The 4,050-nt window shown below is 67.7% G+C and carries 5 protein-coding genes; 3 read left to right on the top strand and 2 right to left on the bottom strand.

What is annotated here, in order from left to right:
• The coding region (locus ACOJSN_RS00805; RefSeq protein ID WP_420110607.1) for a TetR/AcrR family transcriptional regulator at window positions 1-670 on the top strand (670 nt) is incomplete at its 5' end.
• 86 nt (window positions 671-756) lie between these two features.
• Window positions 757-1,455 carry a DUF4097 family beta strand repeat-containing protein gene (locus ACOJSN_RS00810; protein WP_420110608.1) on the top strand — a complete coding sequence of 233 codons (699 nt, stop codon included), beginning with the start codon at window positions 757-759 and terminating at the stop codon, window positions 1,453-1,455.
• A 24-nt stretch (window positions 1,456-1,479) separates the two neighbouring features.
• Here ACOJSN_RS00810 and ACOJSN_RS00815 read toward each other — a convergent pair whose 3' ends face one another.
• Together ACOJSN_RS00815 and ACOJSN_RS00820 are read right to left on the bottom strand one after the other, a co-directional pair.
• A complete protein-coding gene (locus tag ACOJSN_RS00815) occupies window positions 1,480-2,535 on the bottom strand; it encodes a Gfo/Idh/MocA family protein (RefSeq protein WP_420110609.1) in 1,056 nt (351 codons plus the stop codon).
• Window positions 2,536-2,542: 7 nt separating this feature from the next.
• Entirely contained in the window at window positions 2,543-3,442 is a 900-nt protein-coding gene (locus ACOJSN_RS00820; protein ID WP_420110610.1) for a hypothetical protein, read from the bottom strand.
• Window positions 3,443-3,540: 98 nt separating this feature from the next.
• Between ACOJSN_RS00820 and ACOJSN_RS00825 the strand changes: the two genes are divergently transcribed.
• The coding region (locus tag ACOJSN_RS00825; protein ID WP_420110611.1) for a TetR/AcrR family transcriptional regulator at window positions 3,541-4,050 on the top strand (510 nt) is incomplete at its 3' end.

Genomic DNA, 4,050 nt, shown 5'->3' on the forward strand with positions numbered 1-4,050 from the left:
CAATAGTATTGAGTACCAAAAGTATGGTACGAAGGACGACATGAAGACGGCTCCGCCCGCGCCAGCGCGTCGCCTGCCGCGCGCCGAGGTGCGCCGGCGGCTCATCGACGCCGCAGCTGCCGTCTTCACCGAGCTCGGATATGCCGACGCGACCGTCGAGCGCATCGCCCTGTCGGCCGGCTTCACCAAAGGTGCGGTCTACTCGAACTTCGGCGGCAAGCAGGATCTGTTCGCGGCCGTCTTGCAGGAGCGCTCGGAGACCGAGCGTGAACGCCTGCTGGTGGAGACACGCGACGATCCCACCGACGTGCCGCGGACTGCCGCCAAGATCGTGGCCGAGAGCATCACGAGCGATACACAGCGAGAGCAGCTGGGCTTGGAGTTCGCCGCGCGCGCGGCGCGCGACACCGAGGCCAGGCAGGCCTGGACGCCCCTACGGCGTACGCAACGCGAGGTCGCCGAGCGAACGATCCGTGCCGTCGCCGAGCGCAGTGGCCTGGAGCTGCGCGTCGACCCCGAACTGGCCGCCCTGATCCTGCACTGCCTGACCAACGGTCTGGCCATGGAGCATCTGGCAGACCCCGAGAAGGTCGATCGTCCGGCGATCGAGCAAGCGATGGCGTCGACGATCTCAGCACTGACCACCGCCCATCAGGCAGGAGACCACTGATGTCACTACCCCCGCACGACCGACGCCCTGCGATGACACGACAACCTCGGCCCGCAGCGGCCTCGCCCCGAATCACAGCCCTCATCGTGGCCACGATCGCGTCGCTCGTGCTCGTCGCCTGCGGCTCGGCCGACGACGCCGAACCTGACACCACGTCGTTCGCGGTGGCCGGTGACCACCTGACCATCACCAAGAACTCTGGCGGCGAGATCGAGCTTCGTCCCGGCGACTCCGACCGGGTCGAAGTGACCCGCTGGTTCTCCGGCTCCCCCGACGATGCCACCTGGGACCTCGTCGACGACGAGCTGCTTCTCGCCACCGATTGCGGGTTCTTGTCCTCCTGTGACGTGCAGTATCGCGTCACGATTCCTCGCGATCTCGCCGTCACCCTCGAGTCGTCCAACGGCGACGTCCTGGCGGCGGACTTCGACACCGCCGTGTCGATCCACACCGAGAACGGCGCCATCACCGTGACCGACGTGTCCGGTGAACTCGTCCTGCGCAGCACCAGCGGAGACCAGCAAGCCAGCGGTATCAGCTCAGACAAGGTCGAGGCTCACGCGGAGAACGGGACCGTCGATCTCGGCTTCACCGACACGCCGTCGAGTGTCACGGTCAGCACAGAAAATGGTGCCGTCACCCTGCGACTTCCCGACGACCCCTATGACGTGACCGTCTCCACCGACAACGGCTCGGTCACCCAGGAACTCACCCAGCAGGCCAACAGCCCGCACACGATCGACGTGACGACCGAGAACGGTGCCATCGACCTTCGCCCACACTGAATCAGCCGACCGGGCTTCGTCGGGTCAGGGCATGGACACGTCCGGCACGGCCACGAGCTGCGAACCGCGAGCGAGTGACTCAGCGCCCGCCACGCCGACGAGCGAGGCCGCCACGGCGGCCCGGACCGGCACCATGGGCGGCGCTCCTGCCACGACCGTGGCTCGAAAAGCCTGGAGCATCAAGACCGTGCCTTCGTGGTGACGGTTCACGAGCTCACCGTCGAGTTCGATACGACCGGCGCGGCGCGTCTCCTCTCGAGCCGCGCCCCCACCCGCGACCCAGCCTTCCTTCCTCAACCGGGCGTCCCAGGACGGCTCACCAGGTGCTCGACAGGACTCGATCAGACCCTGAGAACCGCGCACCGACACCCAGCTCCAGTGACTCTCCGGTTCGCCTTGGAGAAAGCCGTGCCGCGTGATGGCCAGAGCACCCGTCGACAGACGCACCGCCATGGCCACCGCCGGACGCGGATCCTGGTCGTGGACAGGGAATGCGGCCACGCCGGTCGGCCACGCACCGGTGAGGTGAAGAATCGGCGACAACGTGTGCGTGCAGTAAGCCGTGGGCGAAATCCGGCCCCGCCAGGTAGCACTGTCACCGATCAGCGAGTCGACGGCCGCGGGAGCCATGGCATGCAGGTAGTCGGCCTCGATGAGCTGGATCGGGCCGATCTCCGCAGTCGCCAACGCCTCGGCGATCACCCGAACATGCGGATGTGCCACGTAGTTCTCGGCGAAGGAGTACGTGGCGGCGGCGCGGTCCGCGGCGGCGATGAGCGATCTGCCTTCGGCCTCGCTCGCGCAGGCGGCCGATTCGGACAGGACATGAATGCCTGCGTCCAGGAACTCGATAGCCATCGGGGCGTGCGCATCGAAGTCGTTGACGAGCGCTACCGCGTCGAGATCGTCGGACAGCAGATCCTGCCACCGCGTCGTCAACCGGGCGCCGGGATGATCGGCACTGGCGGCCTCCAGCAGTCGCTCGTCGTGGTCACAGAGCGCCACGACGTCAGCCCCGACACGGCCAGCCCAGTAGGCCAGGTGGCGGCCGTGGCCCACGCCGATGATGGCCAGTCGCATGGTCGTCTCACCGCCTGCTCGCGGGTGCCGCCGGAGCCGCTGTGGAGCTGGCGACACGCGCCTGCCCTGTCACGCCAGCACTCAGCCTCAGGACCCGCAGACCGTAGACGCAACTCGCCGGCGTGGCCAGCACGGCAAGAACGATCATCGCCGGCGTGGGGCTCCCGCCCTGAGCCAGCAGCACCTGGGCCGGCCCTTGGAGGGCCGCGGTCGCGCATCCCACCCAGGTCGCGAGCCACAGCGCACGCGGCCGGTCGATCGCGGCGCCCAGGATCGGTGCCACGAACCCAGCACAGCAGAGCACTGCGGTGATCACCAGGACGGTCCTCTGCGCGAGGGCGTCCATGGCTTGCGGACCCGCACCCCCGGGGCCCATCAGACCCCACCAGGCCATGGCTGTACCCAACGGCAGCATGCCGACCGCGCCGATGGCGATCGTCCACGCATCGGGGCGGTGCGGACGAACAGCCAGCACTCGCTCCCAACGCGCCAGCGCGTAGTTCCAGGCCAGCACCATGATCGCGACCGCCAAGAGTCCGAAGCTGCCGTACACCGCGGCGAAGACCCACGGGTCCATGTTGTCCATGCCGCTGGTGCGCACATCTGATCGGACGAGGAACTGAATGGCACTGCCCAGCGGAAGCCCCAGCAGGATCGGTGCGAGCAGACCCGTGGCTCCGCCGGCCAGGCCCAGCACGATCCATGCGGGAACGCGCCGACCCCACGGCCGGGTCAGGGCCACCGCTAGGCCGATGGCCAGCAGCTCGAGGACGATCGTGACGAGATTGCCCACCACCATGCGCGCGCCCTGAAGTTCGGCCACCGCCGCAGGATCACTCACGCCGCCGGTCGAGCCGCTGAGCCACAGCAGCTTCAACGCCATGTACGGAACGACCGCGATGACCACGAGCGCCAGGGCAATCGATGGAATCCGTGACCGCAACAGTCCCCCTAATAGAGATAGTTCTCTAGATGCTGTTCTCTAGTCTGCGCTAGCCTGTCCGCATGGTCAAGCCGGCCCGATTCACGACCGACCAGATCCTCGATGCAGCCACTGCGGCAGTTCACATGCACTGGAGGAACGCGACCGTCGGACATGTCACGACCGTCCTGAAGGCCCCATCGGGGTCGATCTATCATCGATTCGCATCGCGCGACGCGCTCTTCGCCGCAGCCTGGATCCGTGCCGTGCGGCGCTTCCACTCCCAGTTCGACGCCATCGGCGACATCGACGATCCGATCGAGGGCATCGTCGAGACCGGCATGCTCATCCCCGCCTTCTGTCGAGCTCACCCCCAGGACGCGCGGATGCTCACGGTCTTCCGATACCGCGATCTCGAAGCGGATCCACCCGCCGGACTCGCCGACGACCTCCGCGACCTCAACGCCCCCGTTCGCGCGCTGCTGTCACAGCTCGCGGAGCGCCGTTACGGTCGGGTGAGTCCGCGTGGCCTCGCACTCGTGGCGCTCGCCGCACGGGACACACCGCTGGGCATGGTGCGCAGCCTGATCGGC

Origin of the sequence: Pseudactinotalea sp. (genome assembly GCF_048594945.1) — a bacterium.
Classification (GTDB): domain Bacteria; phylum Actinomycetota; class Actinomycetes; order Actinomycetales; family Beutenbergiaceae; genus Pseudactinotalea.